13 protein-coding genes are annotated in these 16,860 nt (G+C 71.4%); 8 read left to right on the forward strand and 5 right to left on the reverse strand.

All coding sequences use genetic code 11. The annotated features are described in order from the left end of the window. Nucleotides 1-70 precede the first annotated feature (70 nt). Nucleotides 71-871 carry a crotonase/enoyl-CoA hydratase family protein gene (locus tag QFZ76_RS32945; RefSeq protein WP_307677105.1) on the reverse strand — a complete coding sequence of 267 codons (801 nt, stop codon included), beginning with the start codon at nt 869-871 and terminating at the stop codon, nt 71-73. Then, nucleotides 868-3,333 (reverse strand): CaiB/BaiF CoA-transferase family protein, encoded by a 2,466-nt coding sequence (locus QFZ76_RS32950; RefSeq protein ID WP_307677106.1) that lies wholly within the window; start codon nt 3,331-3,333, stop codon nt 868-870. Before QFZ76_RS32950 ends, QFZ76_RS32945 begins: the two co-directional genes overlap by 4 nt. A gap of 322 nt (nt 3,334-3,655) precedes the next feature. Here QFZ76_RS32950 and QFZ76_RS32955 point away from each other — a divergent pair, with 322 nt between their 5' ends. Next, nucleotides 3,656-4,576, forward strand: a complete 921-nt coding sequence (locus QFZ76_RS32955) for a LysR family transcriptional regulator (protein ID WP_307677107.1) — start codon at nt 3,656-3,658, stop codon at nt 4,574-4,576. A 128-nt stretch (nt 4,577-4,704) separates the two neighbouring features. Here the strand turns inward: QFZ76_RS32955 and QFZ76_RS32960 are convergent, their stop codons facing one another. Further along, nucleotides 4,705-5,673: a squalene/phytoene synthase family protein gene (locus tag QFZ76_RS32960; protein WP_307677108.1), complete on the reverse strand. Its 969-nt coding sequence runs from the start codon at nt 5,671-5,673 to the stop codon at nt 4,705-4,707. Nucleotides 5,674-5,678: 5 nt separating this feature from the next. After that, nucleotides 5,679-6,644, reverse strand: coding sequence for a hypothetical protein (locus QFZ76_RS32965; RefSeq protein ID WP_307677109.1), 966 nt, complete (start codon nt 6,642-6,644; stop codon nt 5,679-5,681). Nucleotides 6,645-6,949: 305 nt separating this feature from the next. On the opposite strand from QFZ76_RS32965, the gene QFZ76_RS32970 reads away from it, so the two are divergent. Next, nucleotides 6,950-8,524: a S8 family peptidase gene (locus tag QFZ76_RS32970; protein WP_307677110.1), complete on the forward strand. Its 1,575-nt coding sequence runs from the start codon at nt 6,950-6,952 to the stop codon at nt 8,522-8,524. A gap of 28 nt (nt 8,525-8,552) precedes the next feature. Here the strand turns inward: QFZ76_RS32970 and QFZ76_RS32975 are convergent, their stop codons facing one another. Continuing rightward, entirely contained in the window at nt 8,553-9,746 is a 1,194-nt protein-coding gene (locus QFZ76_RS32975) for a serpin family protein (RefSeq protein ID WP_307677111.1), read from the reverse strand. 113 nt (nt 9,747-9,859) lie between these two features. On the opposite strand from QFZ76_RS32975, the gene QFZ76_RS32980 reads away from it, so the two are divergent. The 6 genes from QFZ76_RS32980 (at nt 9,860) to QFZ76_RS33005 (ending at nt 16,856) form a co-directional block, all read left to right on the forward strand. Beyond that, nucleotides 9,860-11,089 (forward strand): DUF4190 domain-containing protein, encoded by a 1,230-nt coding sequence (locus QFZ76_RS32980; RefSeq protein ID WP_307677112.1) that lies wholly within the window; start codon nt 9,860-9,862, stop codon nt 11,087-11,089. Between the two features lie 147 nt (nt 11,090-11,236). Then, nucleotides 11,237-11,989 (forward strand): GntR family transcriptional regulator, encoded by a 753-nt coding sequence (locus QFZ76_RS32985; protein ID WP_307677113.1) that lies wholly within the window; start codon nt 11,237-11,239, stop codon nt 11,987-11,989. Nucleotides 11,990-12,374: 385 nt separating this feature from the next. Beyond that, the gene (locus QFZ76_RS32990; protein ID WP_053749454.1) at nt 12,375-12,566 is read left to right on the forward strand and encodes an SPOR domain-containing protein; all 192 of its coding nucleotides are present in this window, start codon (nt 12,375-12,377) and stop codon (nt 12,564-12,566) included. 54 nt (nt 12,567-12,620) lie between these two features. Continuing rightward, a complete protein-coding gene (locus tag QFZ76_RS32995) occupies nt 12,621-13,031 on the forward strand; it encodes a (deoxy)nucleoside triphosphate pyrophosphohydrolase (RefSeq protein ID WP_307677114.1) in 411 nt (136 codons plus the stop codon). 540 nt (nt 13,032-13,571) lie between these two features. Next, on the forward strand, nt 13,572-13,979 hold the full coding sequence (locus tag QFZ76_RS33000; RefSeq protein WP_266448108.1) for an ATP-binding protein: 408 nt from the start codon (nt 13,572-13,574) through the stop codon (nt 13,977-13,979). A gap of 252 nt (nt 13,980-14,231) precedes the next feature. Continuing rightward, nucleotides 14,232-16,856: a SpoIIE family protein phosphatase gene (locus tag QFZ76_RS33005; protein WP_307677115.1), complete on the forward strand. Its 2,625-nt coding sequence runs from the start codon at nt 14,232-14,234 to the stop codon at nt 16,854-16,856. Nucleotides 16,857-16,860: the final 4 nt, after the last annotated feature.

Genomic DNA, 16,860 nt, shown 5'->3' on the forward strand with positions numbered 1-16,860 from the left:
GTCCCGGTCGCGGTCATCGCGGAGCTCCGCCCTTCACCCGCCGCGGGTATGCCGCGCCGGGCGCCGCGCGTCAGCGGGCCCGCCAGACCGGGGCGCGCTTCTCGGCGAAGGCGCGCGGGCCCTCCTTGGCGTCCTCCGACGCCATCAGCACCTTGATCTCGGCCTCGTTGAGCCGCCACGCGGCCTCCTCGGAAGCGACCTTTCCGTCGACGATCCCGAGCGCGATGCGCTTGCTGGCCTGCACCGACAGTGGCGCGTTGACGGTGATCCGCTCGGCGAGGGCCAGCGCCTCGTCGAGCACCTTGTCCTGTGGGACGACACGGTTGACCAGCCCGAGTCCCTGCGCGGTGGCGGCGTCCACCGGGTCGCCGGTGAGCAGCAGCTCCATGGCGATCTTCGTGGGGAGCTGCGCGGCGAGCCGGAAGGCGCCGCCGGCGCCGGCGATGATGCCGCGCTTGACCTCGGGGAGGCCGAAGTGCGCGGTGTCGGCGGCCACCACCAGATCGCTGGAGAGTGCGATCTCGGTGCCGCCGCCGAGCGCGAAGCCGTTCACGGCGGCGATGGTGGGCTTGCTGATGTGGTGGGAGACGTAACCCGCGAAGCCCCAGTGCTCCTTGCCCTCCGGGAAGAACGCCTCGCCGCGCGCCACCGCCTTGAGGTCGGCTCCGGCGCAGAACGCCTTGTCCCCGGCGCCGGTCACCACCACGACCCACACGTCCGGGTCCTGGTCGGCCTCCTCCAGCGCTTCGCCGACCCGGAGGGTGACCTCCAGGTTCACCGAGTTGCGGGCCTCGGGGCGGTTGAGCGTCACGATCATGATGTGGTCCTGGCGCTCCACCAGTACGGGGGGTGCGACGGTGTCGTTGTTCACGCGGACTCTCCCTCTTCCAGCACACCGGCGGCCGCCAGCGTGTCGATTTCGTGTTCGGTGAGGCCCAGCCACTCCCGGCACAGCTCCCTGGTGTGTTCGCCCTGGTGGGGAGCGGGGCGCAGCGGCGGGTCGGCGATCCGCCGGGACAGCGCGGGCCGCGCCTCGGTGGGCAGGTCCTCGTCGATGCCCGGCTGCCGCAGTACGCCGAAGAAGCCGCGGGCCGTCAGCTGCGGGTCGCTCGTCAGCTCGGGCACCCGCCGCATCGCGCCGGCCGGGACGCCGGCCTGCTGGAGCAGTTCCATGACCTTGCGCGGCTCGTGCCCGGCGGTCCAGCGCGACAGCGCCTCGTCGATCTCCTGGCGGTGTGCGAGGCGGCCCTCGGCGGTGCTCAGCCGGGGGTCCCCGGACAGGTCGGCCCGGCCGATCACGGCGGTGAGGCGCTGCCAGTCGTCGTCGTCCCTGACCTCGACGGCGCACCATTCGTCGTCGCCCGCGCAGGCGTACAGGCCTTGAGGGGCGTCCGAGACACCCACGTTGCCCTGGGCGGTGAGAGACCCGGGATTCAGCCCTTCGCCGAGCAGGAGGTCCGACATGGCGGTGAGGATGACCTCCGCCTGCGAGACGCTGACGGTGCCACCGCGCCCGGTGCGGCGTACGGCGACGAGCTGGGCCAGCACGGCGGCGGCGCCGACCCGGCCGACGAGGTGGTCGGGGTAGATGGTGATGGCGTCGCTGAAGCCGTCCTCCATACCGGGGTAGCGCCACAGCTCGGTGAGTCCGGTGGAAGCCCGTACCAGCGGTCCGTATCCCATGCGGTCGCTCCACGGGCCCCAGGAGCCGAAGGCGCTGGTGTCGGCCATGACGATCCGCGGGTTGAGCTTCGACAGCTCCTGGTGGCCGAGGCCGAGGGAGTCCATCGTGCCGGGCTTGAAGTTGGACAGGACGATGTCGGCTCCGGCGGCGAGCCGCTTGAACAGCTCGACGCCTTCCGGTGAGCGCAGGTTGATGCCGAGGCCGCGCTTGTTGCGATGGCCCCAGGCGAAGGAGGCGGTGATGGCCTCCCCGGTGATCGACTGGCGGCCGCCGTCGGGAAACGCCCGGTTCTCCACCTTGATGACGTCGGCGCCGTGATCGGCGAGGAGCCGTCCCAGCTCGGCCCCGGCCACGATGACGCCCAGGTCGAGGACCCGCAGCCCGTTGAGCGGGTGCCGTCGGGCGGCGGACTCCTGCTCGGTGGCGCGCTCCTGCTGGGGGGTGGCCTTCTGCTCGGGGGCGGGCGGCGTGGTGGCGTACGCCGTACGGGCCGGCTCCGCGAAGACCTCCGCGTTGTGCTCGCCGAGCAGCGGCGCCCGGTGCCGGAAACCCGCCCGAGTGCCGTCGAGTTCGAGGAAGCCGGTCGGTACGCGGGCATCGAGGCCGGGCGCCACTTCGACGTCGGTCAGTGCGCCTCGCTCCAGGTAGTGCCCTGCCTCCAGCGCCTCGCCGGGAGTGAGGACGGAGGCGATCGGTACGCCCAGCCGCTGCCCCTCCCGTACGAGCTCATCCCGTGGTCTGTCCTGGAACAGCTCCCCGATGAGCCGGTGGATCCGGCCGGCGGCCTGGAACCGCGTACCCAGCGACTCGTACTTCGGATCCGCGAACTCCTCCGGCTCGCCGAGCCAGGCCCGCATGCCGCGCCACTGCCGAGGGCTGAGGACGCAGATCCGGACGTGGCCGTCGGCGCACGGGAAGATCGGATACATGTGCCGCGCGTCGGGGCGGCCCCTGGGGAGTTCGCTGGCCCGGCGGCCGCCGGTGGCCGAGCCACCGATGCCGTAGCCGGGGTCGAGGACCTGGGCCACGGCCTCGTGGAGCGAGAAGTCGATATGGTCGCCGTGCCCGGTGTCCAGCCGGTTGAGGTACGCGAGTACGGCGTACCAGGCCGCCTGGAGGGCCGCGGACTCCGTGGCCAGGGAGCCGGGGGGCAGCAGCGGTGGCTGTCCGGGGAGGCCGGAGCGCGACAGGACGCCGCCGAGCGCCCAGTGGACGCGCTCGGTCGCGCAGTAGTCGCGGTACGGGCCGGTGTGGCCGAAGTCGGTGATGGAGACGGTCACCAGCCGGGGGTTGCGAGCGGCCACCGCCGCGAAGTCCAGCCCCGGTCCGCGCGTGGCGCCGGGGGCGCCCGACTCGATCCAGATGTCGGCGCTGTCCAGCAGCGTCAGCAGTCGCGCACGGTCGGTGTCCACGCGCGGATCGAGCGTGACGCCGCGTTTGTTGGCGTTGTGCGTCGCGAAGTACAGGCTGATGTCGCCCATCAGCGGGGGCAGGCGCCGGGCGGCGGCGCCCTCGGGTGGCTCGACGAGGATCACGTCGGCTCCGAGGTCGGCAAGGAACCGGCCGGCGGTCTCCCCACGGCTGTCGGTCATGTCGACCACTCGAACCCCGGACAGAGGTCCTGGTCCGGTCTCACGGTGAGCTGCCATAGGTCACCACGTTCCTTCCGTGCGCTTCGGCCCCGTCCGGGGTCGCCGAGGCGTCCGGGCATGCCGGATGACCTGGGGAGTCCCGTCAGGGGGTGGGAAAGAGCGGTAGGTGCGCGGGGACGCGGACCCGGTTGTCCGCCGGTCCGGCGGCTCGGGTCATCCCGCGTTACCGTGCTGTTAACGGCGCCGGCGTCATCGTGACACTCCGCCCGCGCCCCTGCCCATGGCCGATTTCCGCACGTGCACGTGCTCGTAACCGCAATGTGCTTCCGGTCGTGCCCGACCGTAGCCGTGGCGGGATCCCGGTGATCTACTGGGCAATGTGGACATCCAGCAGCTCCGCTGTTTCGTGGCAGTAGCCGACGAGCTGCACTTCGGACGCGCCGCGGAGCGTCTGCACGTCACCCCGTCACCGTTGAGCCGGCGCATCAGGGAACTGGAACACGAGCTCGGATCGGATCTGTTCATCCGTGAATACCACCGCGTCCGGCTGACGGTTTTCGGCCTGGACTTCCTCGAGCCGGCCCGCGAGGTCCTGAAGCGGTTCGACGCCCTGAAACACCTCTCCCAGGACCCCGAGGCCTACCGGCGCCGCCGCTGCAGGCTCGGGGTGGCGCCGCTGGCGGCTCCGCTGGTCGTCGACGCGGTCCTGGACGCCTTCCACAAGGCGGCACCGGATGTCGAGCTGCCGCTCATGCCCGCTCCCTCCGCGGAACTGCTGGCCGAACTCGCCGGCGACGGCCTCGACCTCGCGGTCGTCCACCTTCCGATCGGCGTGCCGGATCTGAGCAGCCTGACCGTCGGCCGCGGCCCGTACGCGGTGGCCATGCGAGCCGATGACGAGTTCGCCGGGCGCGATTCACTGACCCTCTCGGAGTTGCGGCACCGGGAATTCCTGATGGCATCGCCGAAGGTGCATCCCTTCTTCATGGGTGGAATTCGAGCGGCCATGCTCGCCGCCGGCATCACCCGGATCATCGACCTCCCGCACACCGATGTCATACAGGTGGCCACGCAGGTGTCACGGACCGGAGCCCTCAACCTCACGCCGGGCGGCCCCAACCATCCGGCGGCCAGGGTCTTCGGCTCCCCGGACTACCGGCTGGTGCCGCTGGGCGCACCGCGGATCACGGTCTCCATAGGGGTGGCCTGGCGCCCGGGCAGCGAAGCCCAGGTGCCCGGCCTGGATGACGTGCTCACCGCCCTGCGCGACGAGTACGGCGCGAACCCGATCTCCCTGTAGACACGCTCTTCATGATGGACAAGGCCGGTGGGGTTCAAGGTCAGTCGGTTGTCCCGGGAAGGTACGCGCACGTCGAGCGGGAGCGGCGGTTGCCGAGAAAGAGATCGTGATCCTCGCGGCCCGCTGGATTACGCGGCGCGGCGCGGGGGCTCGGATCTCCTGCGCTCGCCTTCGAACGTGCGGCGGCCGCTCACGGTCCGGCGAGCATTTCGCAGGACCCGCAGCGTGCTCAGCAGCGGAGGGCTCGCGGAGCCGTGCAGGAGCGCCGCTCCGCGGGCCAGGGCCGCGTCGGCGGTCAGCAGCTCGATCTCGACGAATGCGTTCAGCAGGGCCAGGCCGGAGGCCGAGACCTGGGTGGCAAGCCCTTGGGCTGCCTCGCGGGCTGCCTCCAGGGCGGCCCGGGCCGCGCCGACCTCGTGCTCCACCAACAGGCGCAGGCCCGGCGACTCGTGCCCCGTCGCGAGGTCCGCCGCCGTGACCGAGAAACGCGCCAGGGTCTGAGCCGGAATGCCCGGCCGCCCTTCCGCGACGTCCTCGGCGAGATCATTGACGAAGTCCAGTCGCTGGCTGCCGTCGATGAGCGTCCGGCACATCGCCCGGTACCGGCCGTCATCGTCCTCAGGGCCCAGCAGTACGGCGACCAGCATGAAGGCGGGCAGTGAGTAGGCGTCCACGTAGGCCTGGTAGTCGGCCTCGGAGTCGAAGCCGGTGAACTCCAGCTCGGCGCCGGCGGTGGACAGGTACTCCTCCACCACCCCCCGAAGCCGTGGACACGCGGCGACGGTGTGCAGCAACGTGCGGATCAGCGGTTCGTCGGACATCCCCGTTTCCAGCGCCTCGCGCACCCGACGCTCCCAGGACGCCCACGCCGCGGTCCGCTGCGGCTTCGGGCCGGTGTCCAGCAGGTTGTCCCCGTGGTGCATCACGGCCGTCGCGGCCACCACGTGCGGCAGCACCGACGGCGGCAGCAGCAGACGGGCCGCCAGGTAGGAACTGCGGCGGAACCGCGCCACCAGCCGACGCCCGTCGTCGTAGTCGCTGCGCAGCTCCGGTTCCCGGACACCGGCCGCGGTCAGGCTCCGCTTCCATGTGATCATCTTCGTCACCATCCCGGGCATTCGTAGCGCCCTCGCTCCAGCGGACCGCACTCCGCCATGCCGGTGACGGTGAACTCGTACACCTGCTTGGGGTGTTCCGCGATGCCGTGCACCGCGAAGTGCTTGCCGTTGTTCGTGATGTCCTGAGTGTGGGTTCCGTCCGAGTCGACGTAGGTGACCTCGAACGCCTTCCAGGTGCAGTCCTTGGTCCCGGACGTGACCTGGATGCGCAGGCCTCCAGGTGTGGCGCCGTTGCCGAGGTCGATCTTCTTGTGCGCGAAGTACGGCTCGCCGTAGTGCTGTTCGTCGCTCCCGGTGATCAGGGGGGTGCTGGTGGAGCGCGTCACGTCGAAGAGCATTCCGCTGTAGCTGCCCTCGCCCTCACCGTGGGTGATGATCACCGTGTTGGCCTTGGCCGGGGTGCACCGGACGCCCTTCATCCGCATGCCGTTGATCACGAGGGCGGCCTGCCGGTCGCTGATGAGGTCCGCCAGCCAGGCTTCGGAGTAGCCCCACCACTCCGAACGTGTCGAGGCGTGCCAGACGTCGGAGTAGAAGACGCTGCGTGCGCCGTGGGCCTTGTCGAACGGGCCCAGGTCCGGGCGCGGGCCGAGGATCTGCCGCTTCTCCTGATCGGAGAACGGGGCGTTGTAGAGCGAGGCCTCGGGGTATTCGGTGTCCTGCCGGACGCTGGCGGAGAACGCGGGCCCCTCCCGGTCGACCTTGTCGTCGGCCTCGCTCGTCACCCTCGCGTCGTGCTCCGAGGTCAGCCAGTCGATGCTCTTCGTCAGCAGGAACAGCACGAGCGAGCTGACGACCACCCAGCCCACGCTGATGAGGACCTTCCGGTTCCGCCGGCGCCGGTCCGTGTCGGCTGCGTCGGGAAGGACACTCTCGATCAGGTCGTCCGCGAATGACGAGGACGCGTCGTCATTCGCGGAGCCGGCGTCCGCCGTGTCTCTGTCTTGCATGCGAGCAGCCCTGGGGAGTAAGTGGCCAAGTGAGAACGGAGGTTGATGTTATGTCACGCCCCTGTGGTCGCCGGGTCGGCCGGGTCGCCTGCGCCGCGAGCATCGGACCGATCCGTCCCTTCGTTCGTGCAGGGCCCTTGTGCAATTCCTTCGCAAGCCCCAATCTTTCGGCTGACGCACAGGGGCGGCACGGAGATTGACATGTTCCTGCCGTAAACGGCGTCGGGCTCTGTTGCGCGTGCACCACCATCCCCACCACCGCACCATCCCCACCAGCGCACCACCAATTGAGGAGGACCCCTCACATGGCAGTGATGCGTCGAACCCGGCGAAGACTGGCCACGATCAGCGCCATGGCCACCGCGGTGCTCGTCGCGGGCCTCGTCTCCGCTCTCCCCGCGGGTGCCGCACCCGGCGCTTCCGAGGACCGTATCCAGTACAAGGGCGCCGCGAACGCCGTCGCCGACAGCTACATCGTGACCCTGAAGGCGGACCAGGCGCGTGCCGGTACCGCCCAGGGGCGGACCCTGGCCGAGAAGTACGGTGCCGACATCGAGCGGACGTACACGAAGGCTCTGAACGGCTACGCGGTAGAGGCCTCCGAGGCCGAGGCGAAGCAGCTGGCCGCGGACCCGGCCGTCGCCTCCGTCGTGCAGAACCGCACCTTCCGCATCGCGGCGACCCAGCCCAGCCCGCCCTCCTGGGGCCTGGACCGGATCGACCAGCGCAACCTGCCGCTGAACAGCTCGTACACCTACCCGGACTCCGCCGGGCAGGGCGTGACCGCGTACATCGTCGACACCGGCGTCCGCATCACGCACAGCGACTTCGGCGGCCGCGCCTCCTACGGCTACGACGCGATCGACAACGACAACACCGCCCAGGACGGCAACGGCCACGGCACCCACGTCGCCGGCACGGTCGCCGGCACCGCCTACGGGGTGGCCAAGAAGGCGAAGATCGTCGGCGTGCGGGTGCTGAACAACTCCGGTTCCGGTACGACCGCCCAGGTCGTCGCCGGTATCGACTGGGTCGCCCGGAACGCGGTCAAGCCGGCCGTCGCCAACATGTCCCTCGGCGGCACCGTGGACACCGCCCTCGACACGGCCGTACGCAACGCCGTCGCCTCCGGCGTCACCTTCGCGGTCGCGGCCGGCAACGAGAACGTCAACGCCTCCACCAGGTCGCCCGCCCGCGTCACCGAGGCGATCACCGTCGGCGCCACCACCTCCGGCGACGCCCGCGCCAGTTACTCCAACTACGGCTCGGTCCTGGACCTGTTCGCGCCCGGCTCGTCCATCACCTCGGCCTGGAACACCGGCGACACGGCCACCAACACCATCTCCGGTACGTCCATGGCGACCCCGCACGTCGCCGGAGCCGCGGCCCTCCACCTGGCCGACAACCCGGCCGCCACCCCCGCCCAGGTCTCCGCCGCGCTGACGGCCGCCGCCACCACCGGCGTGGTCACGAGCCCCGGCACCGGTTCACCCAACCGGCTCCTGTACGTCGGCGGCGGTACGACCACCCCGCCCGGCCCTCGCTTCGAGAACACCGGGGACTACGCGATCAGCGACAACTCCACCGCCGAGTCCCCGGTGACCGTCTCCGGAGTCACCGGCAACGCGCCCTCGGCCCTGGCCGTCGAGGTCCACATCGTCCACACCTACATCGGTGACCTCCAGGTCCAGCTGGTCGCCCCCGACGGCACGGCGTACACCCTCAAGGCGTACGGCGCCGGAGGCAGTTCGGACAACATCGACACCACGTACTCGGTGAACGCCTCCTCCGAGGTCGCGAACGGCACGTGGCGGCTGCGGGTCGGCGACAACGCGGCGCAGGACGTCGGGCGGATCGACGCCTGGGCGTTGCAGTTCTGACGGTTCATCCCTTCAGTACTCGTCCTCTTCAGTACTCGTCCTCGCGGAAGGGCCTCGGGTCCGTGACCCAGCCCGCCGCGAGGACGAGCCGCGTCGCGCGGTGCACGGCGAGGAAGCCGAAGGGGCGGTCGAAGGCGGCCCGGACGGTGGTGGTGGTCCAGCGAAGGGCGGGCGGAGCGCTGCCCGGGTGCGCGGCGACGGCCGTCACGGCCGCGGCACGGAAGCCCAGTCCGCCGAACGTCGCCGTCGCGCACTGCCGGGCCGAGCCGATGGCCAGGGGAAGAGCGCTGATGCCGGGGAAGTGGCCGGTCGAGGTGTCCGTCGCGGTGGAGAGGCCGAACACCCGGGGCAGCTTCAGCAGATCGTGCCGCGCGTTCAGGTGGAAGGCCGGGGTCACCACTTCCAGCGTCGGCGGCAGGGGCCGCGCCCGGCGCTCCTTCACCACGTGCACACCCGGACCCACCTCCCCGTACGGGAGTTCAGGCCCCGGCACGACCGGACTCCGGCGGGCCAGGACATCCACGCCCGCCCCGAGCACCCGCCCGGGCGTCATCCCCTCCTCGCCGAGCAGCAGGTGGACGTCGACGGCGGTGTCGCCCAGCACCTTCAGCTCGGTGACATGACCGTGGGGCGTGTCCGCCACGCCGACCCGGTCCAGCAGCGCGCTGCTCCGGCGCAGACCCCGCAGCACTCGGCCCCGCCAGGGCCCGGTCTGCGGCATCAGCGGACCTTCCCGGAAAGGGCGCAGCCACTCCGTCCGCAGGGCCAGCGCGCTCGCCAGCACCAGCTTCGTACGGTCCGTCAGCGCGACCGGCATGCGCTCGACCATGCCGTCCGTCCGCTTGGCCGCCCACGCGTCCAGCGCCTTCTGGTCGGCCGCCGTGTCTCCCGTGAGCACCCCGCGCGTCCCCGTCGGCAGTCCCGCCTCCCACTCCTTCCGAGGCTCCAGCGTGCGCTCGGTCCACAGCCCGACGGCCGTGTCCAGACCGCGGATGTGCGCCATCGCGGCGAGCAACTCCCGGGCCGCGGCGGCCGCTTGACCGGCCGGTACCCCGAGCGCCTGCGCCATTTCCGCCCGCGCCGCCCCCGTTGCCCCGTCCGCCAGAAAGGCCAGCAACGGCCAGACGCCCGGCGCCGAGAACACCGTCCCGCCCTCCGCCGACCCCGCCCACCTCGCGGTCAGCGCGTTCGCCGCCCGGATCGTCGTATTCGTGACCGGCATTCCGCCCCCATCAGCCCCGCGCTTACCATGCGGCCTGGCGTACGTCAGTTCTGTACGGCCTCGTCACGGTCTTCGTCCCGGCCCCGCCGCCCGAACCAGGAAGCACGGTACTCGTGTCCATACCCCCGCCCCCTGGGCCCTACCAGCCTCAGGAATCCCAAGGGCCGTACCCGCAGGGTCAGTACCCGCAGGGCCAGTACCCGCCGCCTCCGCCGTCCGCACCGGGGCCGTACGGCGCTCCCTACGGTCCGTATCCCCAGGCGCCCTACCAGGGCTGGGGCCAGGGCTACAGCCCGTACAACCAGCCGGCGCCCGTCAACGGGCTCGCCATCGCCGCTCTCGTCCTCGGTGTCCTGTGCTGTCTGCCGGCCGTGGGGCTGGTCCTCGGGCTGATCGCGCTGCGGCAGATCAAGAAGCGGGGCGAGCGCGGGAAGGCCATGGCCGTCGTCGGGTCCGTGCTGTCGTCCCTCGGGCTCGCCCTGTGGGTGCTGGCGCTCGCCACGAACGGTATGTCGGAGTTCTGGGACGGGTTCAAGGACGCGGCGAGCAGTACCAGTTCGCCTGCCAAGGGCGAGTGCTTCGACTCGCCGACCGGCCTGGAGGGCTCGACGTACGACCTCGACGAGGTGTCCTGCGCGGGCGCGCACGACGGCGAGGTGTTCGCGGTCGTCGTGCTGCCGAGCGGTGACTTCCCCGGCGACGCGTCGGTCACCGCCACCGCCGAGGACAAGTGCTACGCGCTCCGGTCCGCCTACGCCATGGACGCCTGGGCCGTCCCGGACGACGTGGACGTCTACTACGTCGTGCCGTCCGCGGAGAGCTGGGATCTGGGCGACCGCGAGATCACCTGCGCGTTCGGCAACACGGACAGTGACGTGGCCATGGAGGGCGGCTCGCTGCGCAACGACGAGACGACGCTCGACGCGGACCAACTCGCCTACCTGAAGGCGGTCAACGGCGCACAGGCCGCCATGGAGTCGGTGCCCGAGGACCTGCCCGAGGACGATCTGAAGGCCAACAAGGAGTGGGCCGCGCAGGTGGCGGCCGCGCTCGACGACGAGGCCCGGCTGCTGCGCGGCCACACGTGGCCCGCCGATGCCCAGAAGCCCGTCGAGGCCGTCGCCAAGGAGGCCAAGGCACTGGTGCTGCCGTGGGCGAAGGCGGCCGTGGCGGCCGACGTGGACGCCTTCTACCTGCACTACGGCGAGGCCCTGGAACTGGAGGACTCCGACCTGTCGGTCACCGCACGCAAGGCTCTGGGGCTGGCCAACACCCCACCGGCCGAGGACGACGGCGGCACCGGCGGGGACACCGGGGGATCGGGCGACGACCTGGAGGTGTGACGGTCGCCATAGCGGGGAGAAAGTGCCTGCGTAAAGCCCCGCCCCCAGATATGTCATCACATCGAGTGATTCTCTGGCCTTTGCTTGCACGGCCCAACCTACGGTTGCCACGCTGTTGCTGTCTGTACAACCTGATGGGAGCGGCCAGTGACATTCGGTGAGCAGCCGGCGTACCTGCGTGTCGCGGGTGATCTCCGCAAGAAGATCGTCAACGGTTCGCTGCCACCGCACACCCGCCTCCCGTCCCAGGCCAGGATCCGCGAGGAGTACGGCGTCTCGGACACGGTCGCGCTCGAGGCGCGCAAGGTGCTGATGGCCGAGGGGCTGGTCGAGGGCCGCTCCGGCTCGGGCACGTATGTGCGCGAGCGGCCCGTGCCCCGGCCCATCGCCCGCTCCGGCTACCGCCCGGCCGGCGGGGCCACACCCTTCCGGCAGGAGCAGGCCGACGGCGAGGTGCGCGGCACCTGGGAGTCGAGCAGCGAACAGGCCGAGGCGAGCGGTGCCGTCGCCGAGCGGCTCGACATCCGGGCCGGCGACCGCGTGATGTGCACGAAGTACGTCTTCCGGGAGGCCGGCGAGGCGATGATGCTCTCCACCTCCTGGGAGCCCCTCGCGGTCACCGGCCGTACGCCGGTGATGCTGCCCGAGGAGGGCCCGCTCGGCGGCATGGGCGTCGTCGAGCGGATGGCCGCCATCGACGTGGTCGTGGACAACGTCACCGAGGAGGTCGGCGCCCGCCCCGGCCTCGCCGAGGAACTCCAGGCGCTCGGCGGTGTCCCCGGTCATGTGGTCCTCGTCGTCCAGCGCACGTACTACGCCTCGGGCCGCCCGGTGGAGACGGCGGACGTGGTGATTCCGGCGGACCGGTACCGGGTCGCGTATCACCTTCCGGTGAAGTAGCGCGCCTCCCGGCCGACTTGTTGTATGCCCCGTGTGAAGTGGCGCACGCCCTCCTGGCAGTTGCCCCCGGCGATCGCCCAACCGATGCCTGTTCGTAGGGCGTTCGAATTCGGCCGTTTTTGCAGGTCGGCGCGGATGCGCGGGGCATGTCGCTGACCGGATGCATCGATGCGCACAGGGGGCGCGTTCGGTGGTGCGCGCCCCCCCGGTGCGCCGGTCCGTCCTGGCTGGTTGCGTACCTCTTTGTGAAAAGGCGTGTTCGCTGCGTAAAGGTAGGGCGTAGGCTCGGGCATATGCGGATTGCGGTTTCCTTAGCGGGTGGGGCTCGGCGCAGGCTGTGGGTGGGAAGCGGGCGGGCCGGGGCGGGAAGGAGCAGTGGGGCGCGATGAACGACGGCACGATCACTCTTCCCTGGCTCGTCATACGGCAGGACGACAACGGCAATCGCTACCGAGTGGGCAGGTACGCGACCCGTGCCGAGGCGCAGAAGATCGCCGACAGTCTCGATTCCCGCGGCCACAAGCAGCTCTACTGGGTGGAGCGGATCGGGCAGAACGGCAGCAGTTCGGCCGACTGAGCCCTCCGACCCTTCCGGTCCTTCCGGCCCCCGCGCTCCCGTAGGCTCCGGCGCATGACGGAACGGATCGTGGTGGTGGGGGCCGCCCTGCTCGACGGCGGCCGCCTCCTCGCCGCACGTCGCAGTGCGCCCCCCGAACTCGCCGGGCGCTGGGAACTGCCCGGCGGCAAGGTCGAGGCGGGCGAGACGCCCGAGGTGGCGCTCGTGCGGGAGTTGCGCGAGGAACTCGGCGTCGAGACCGAGCCCGTCGAGCGCATCCCGGGCGAGTGGCCCCTGAAGCCGCCCTACGTCCTCCAGGTGTGGACGGCCCGCCTCCATTCCGGTTCCGGCGACCCCAAGCCCCTCCAGGACCACGACGAGCTCCGCTGGCTCGCCCCGGGCGAGATCTGGGACGTGCCCTGGCTGGACCAGGACGTGCCGGCGGTCCGCGACGCGGCGACGCGGCTGGATGCCGGGCCGCGCTGATCCCGTAGGGGGTAGTGACCGAGGGTGTGCGGGCTCCCGCATGCCGTCTGTGACCGGGCGCCCCGGTCTCGTCCATTGGCTGGACCCAGGACGTGTGGCGGTGCGGGGAAAGGTGGCGTGGCTGGAGGCCGGGCCGCGCTGATCCCGTACGGGGGTGGTGACCGAGGGTGTGCGGGCTCCCGCATGCTGTCCGTGACCGGGCCCCCGTCTCGTCCACTGGCTGGACCCAGGACGTGTGGCGGTGCGGGGAAAGGTGGCGTGGCTGGAGGCCGGACCGCGCTGATCGCCGTACGGCGGTCGTGTCCGGAGGCGTACCGGCTCCCGGATGTCGTCCATGACCGGGGCGTACGGACTCCCGCATGGTGTCCGTGTCCGGGGGCGCACCCTCTCTGGCGCGTTGTCCGCGGCCGGCGTGCGCTGATCGCTCGTACGCCGTTCGTGCCACAGTGCGCCGTCGGGGGCGGTACTGCCCGCTTGATATCGGGTATGTGCCCATTAACCCCACGAAAGCGGACATGGGTGAGCTGGCCGGCTCGGGATGTGATCGGCGTGATCGACACCGAAGACGACTGTGTCGAGTGGACGTTTCCCGCGGACCCGGGTGCCGTCCGCAGCGCCCGTGCCGTCGTCCGGGGGCAGTTGCGCGACTGGGGTCTCGACAGCCTCGCCGACCTCGCGGCGCTGCTCGTCAGCGAGCTGGTGACCAACTCCCTGCGCCACGCCACCGGCCCCATCGGCGTACGGCTGGTGCGCCCCGCGGACTTGGGCGGCGTCCTGCTCGTCGAGGTCTCCGACCCGCTCCCGGACCCGCCCCGCGAGCGCGTCGCCCGGCCCGAGGACGAGAGCGGCCGGGGCCTGCAACTCGTCGCCCACTCCTCGCGCCGCTGGGGCAGCCGCCCCGGCGAGGCGGGCAAGACGGTGTGGTTCGAACTCGCCGTGCCGGGATGATCCGACGGTGTACGACCGCTCGCGCTCTGTCGAGCAACTGGTTCAGGCCAGTGGCGGTTGTCGACAGGCGGGGTTCGACGACGTGTCCGCTGGTTAGAAGACTGTAGGTGTTGTCACGGTCCGGACCGAAAACCATCGGGACCGTGCTGTGATCGTGAACACCGTGTTGTGCGGCGCCGTAGTGCTGGATACTGCGGGCAGCCGCCCCCGGTGACCGGTGCCGGACGCGGTGAGCTGGAGGGGACGGTTCGCGTGAGCGAGATACCAGCGAAGGCCACGGAGTCGGAAGACCCGTCGGACGGCGCGAGGACGGAGGCAGCGGGTGGTGCCGAGGCCGTGATCCGTCCGGAAGACGTGCCGCCCGGGGACGCCATGTGGCAGAGCAGTCCGCCCGGCTCGATCTACGACTACATCAAGGTCGCGTCCTTCTCCATCGGCCCCGACGGGCTGGTCGACCAGTGGAGCCTGCGGGCCGAGCAGCTCTTCGGTATCGCCGTCGAGCGGGCCGTCGGCATGGACCCCATCGAGGCGTTCATCGACCCCGACCTCCAGGAGCGGGGCCAGCGGAAGATGGCCGAGATCCTCGACGGGCGGGAGTGGACCGGCGTGGTCCCCTTCCGGATGCCGGACACGGCATCCGGGGAGCGCGGCCTGCAGGGTCTCGCCGAGGTGTACGTCATGCCGACGCGGACCGAGGACGGCGAGAAGGCCGCCGTCTGCATCGTCGTCGACGTCCGCACCCTGCGCAGCATCGAGACCGACCTCGCCGCCTCGCAGGCGATTTTCGGTCAATCTCCGTTCGGCTTCCTGCTGATCGACCCCGATCTGCGGGTGCGCCGCGCCAACCAGCAGTTCGTCAACACCTTCGGCGGCACCCCCGACGACCACCGCGGCAAGGGTGTGTACGACTATCTGCAGCACCCCGAGGCCGAGCGGGTCGCCGCGACCCTGCGCCGGGTGCTGGACACCGGCAACTCCATCACGGACATGCACGTCACGGGCTTCGTGCCGGGCTCCGAGGAGCGCCGCCACTGGTCCGTCAACCTCTATCGCGTGCACAGCGGCTCCGGCCGCCCCATCGGCATCGCGTGGCTCGGACTCGACATCACCGCCCGCCGCGCCGCCGCCCGGGAGGCCGCCGCCGCCCGGCGCAATCTCGCCCTACTGAACGAGGCCGGCGCCCGCATCGGCAACTCCCTCGACCTGGAGACCACGGCGCGCGAACTCCTCGACGTCGTCGTCCCCGGCTTCTGCGACCTGGCCACGGTCGACCTCTACCAGGGCCTGCTGGCCGGCGACGAGACGCCGCCCGGCCTCGCCGACGGCAGCGCGGAACTGCGTCGCGTCGCCTTCGCCAGTGCCGTCTCCGATGCGCCCTTCGCCGGCTCGGGCGATCCGGTCGCGGTCGGCGCGGTCCACCACTACCCCTTCAACTCGCTGTGCGCGGACGCCCTGCGCACCGCACGGCCGCGGCGCATCCCGGCCGAGGAAGGCGGCTTGGTCCAGTCCACGCTCGCCGTGCCGATGGTCGCCCACGACACGGTCGTAGGACTCGCGCAGTTCGCCCGCACGAAGGGCAGCGAGCCGTTCGGCGACCGGGACCGGGACCTGGCCGTCGAGCTGGCGGCCCGCGCCGCCGTCTGCATCGACAACGCCCGTCTCTACCGGCGCGAGCACGAGCGGGCGTTGATGCTGCAACGGTCCCTGCTGCCGCCCGGCGACCCGGTCGCCTCCGGCCTGGACATCGCCTGCCGCTACTTGCCCGGCAACTCCTCCTCCGACCGGCCCAGCGAGGTCGGCGGCGACTGGTTCGACGTGATCGAACTGCCCGGGCACCGCACGGCGTTGGTGGTCGGGGACGTGATGGGCCGGGGCCTGCGGGCCGCGGTCGCGATGGGCGAACTCCGGTCGGCCGTACGCACCCTGGCCCTGCTGGACCTCGAACCGGCCGAAGTCCTCTCCGCGCTGGACGAGATCGCGCGCGGACTCGGGGCACCGGGAGGCGTCCAGCAGGCCACCCGCGCCGCCCGTCGCCCCCGCGAGGCTGACCTCTCCGAGGTGTACCTGGCGACCTGCGTGTACGCGGTCTACGACTCGGTGACCCGCAGGTGCACGTTCGCGAACGCGGGCCACCTGCCTCCGGTCCTGGTCGAACCCGGTGAGTCGGCGCTGATGCTGGACGTGCCGCCGGGCATGCCGCTCGGCGTGGGAGGCGAACCCTTCGAGGAGGTCGAGGTCGAGCTCCCCGAGGGCGCTCTGCTGGCGCTCTACACGGATGGACTGGTCGAATCGCGCGACCACCCGCTGGACGAGGGCCTCCAGGCCTTCGTCGGAGCCCTCACGGACCCCTCCGCTCCCCTGGAGGACGTCTGCGACCACGTCCTCAACACCCTCGACACCCACCACGGCGAGGACGACATCGCCCTGCTGATGGCCCGCGTCCAGGGCCTGCCCGCCGACTCGGTCGGCGACTGGACGCTGCCGCGCGAGCCGCGCAGCGTGGGCAAGGCCCGTGAGTACGCGCGCGGCCAGCTGCTGAGCTGGGACCTGGAACCCCTGGTCGACACGACGGAACTGCTGGTCAGCGAGCTGGTGACGAACGCCCTGCGGTACGGCGAGGGCGAGATCAGGTTGCGGCTGCTCCTCGACGGCACGCTGGTCTGTGAGGTCTGGGACTCCGGCCTGGTCCAGCCCCGCCGCCGCCGCGCCCGCGACACGGACGAGGGCGGACGCGGACTGCAGTTGGTCGGCCTCCTCAGCGCGGCCTGGGGCTCCCGCCGGACGCCGCGCGGCAAGACGGTGTGGTTCGAACTGCCGCTGCCGGACGGGGAGAACGGCCTGGCGGACCCGGCGGAGGCGTTGCTGAGCCTGTTCTGAGCCG

Origin of the sequence: Streptomyces sp. V4I2, assembly GCF_030817655.1 — a bacterium.
GTDB classification, from domain to species: domain Bacteria; phylum Actinomycetota; class Actinomycetes; order Streptomycetales; family Streptomycetaceae; genus Streptomyces; species Streptomyces plumbiresistens.

Bases quoted from the DNA above. Each gene is read 5' to 3' on its own strand.
- QFZ76_RS32950 (WP_307677106.1), bottom strand. From the start codon at position 3,333: ATGGCAGCTCACCGTGAGACCGGACCAGGACCTCTGTCCGGGGTTCGA.
- QFZ76_RS32960 (WP_307677108.1), bottom strand. From the start codon at position 5,673: ATGATCACATGGAAGCGGAGCCTGACCGCGGCCGGTGTCCGGGAACCG.
- QFZ76_RS32965 (WP_307677109.1), bottom strand. From the start codon at position 6,644: ATGCAAGACAGAGACACGGCGGACGCCGGCTCCGCGAATGACGACGCG.
- QFZ76_RS32970 (WP_307677110.1), top strand. From the start codon at position 6,950: ATGGCAGTGATGCGTCGAACCCGGCGAAGACTGGCCACGATCAGCGCC.
- QFZ76_RS32975 (WP_307677111.1), bottom strand. From the start codon at position 9,746: ATGCCGGTCACGAATACGACGATCCGGGCGGCGAACGCGCTGACCGCG.
- QFZ76_RS32990 (WP_053749454.1), top strand. From the start codon at position 12,375: ATGAACGACGGCACGATCACTCTTCCCTGGCTCGTCATACGGCAGGAC.
- QFZ76_RS32995 (WP_307677114.1), top strand. From the start codon at position 12,621: ATGACGGAACGGATCGTGGTGGTGGGGGCCGCCCTGCTCGACGGCGGC.